Source organism: Phenylobacterium sp., assembly GCF_036723115.1.
Classification (GTDB): Bacteria; Pseudomonadota; Alphaproteobacteria; order Caulobacterales; family Caulobacteraceae; genus Phenylobacterium.
The window spans coordinates 1-653 of sequence record NZ_DAIMHV010000211.1 but is presented as its reverse complement, the minus strand read 5'-3'; the positions used below and the strand labels follow the sequence as shown (position 1 = coordinate 653).

The following is a 653-nucleotide window of genomic DNA, read 5'->3' as shown; positions in this document are numbered from 1 at the left end:
GATGGCGTCCGCGCCATCCCCCGCGCCACCGCAGGAATCTTTTCGCGGCGCAGTCACAAATCCGATCTCTGTCACGCGACTGTCATCGAAAGTTTACATGAACTCCCGGGCGCCCTTCGGCGCCCTTCTCTCTTCCGGGACATTGGGAGCCCCCTTGTGAACCCAGGCGTCCGCTTTCGCGGCGTTGCCTTGCGGCCCCGCACCCTGATCATGGCGACCGAGATCGCGCTCGTGGCCCTTCTGGGGGTGCAGGCCGCTCGGCTGATCTGGATCGTCGCCGCACCGGGCCCGGCCCCCGTCCAGGCCTCGACCCCGACCACCGCGAGCGTCGACGGGACGATCCTCGCGAGATTCGATCCCTTCTTCCGCATTCCGGGATCGGGCCTCCACGAGGCGCCGCAGGCCGCCGAGGGCGCCGCCCTGCAACTCTATGGGGTCCGGGCCGGACCCCGGGGTTCGGCGATCCTCGGCCCTCCCGGCGGCGACCAGGCCCTCTATGGCGTGGGCGAGACCCTGCCGGACGGTCAGGTGCTGGCCGTCGTGGCCGCCGACCATGTGATCCTGGCCTCGGGCGGCCTGCGACGGCGCCTGGAATTTCCCACATCGGCCGCGGGGACCGGCCTGCCGCCGCCACCCCCGCCGCCGACCGCGCC

General features: G+C 71.7%; 1 protein-coding gene. It reads left to right on the top strand.

Features of this window, described 5'->3' with window-relative positions; all coding sequences use genetic code 11:
* Positions 1-189: 189 nt before the first annotated feature.
* On the top strand, positions 190-653 hold a 464-nt coding region (locus V7D28_RS14530; protein WP_333588098.1), incomplete at its 3' end, for a type II secretion system protein N.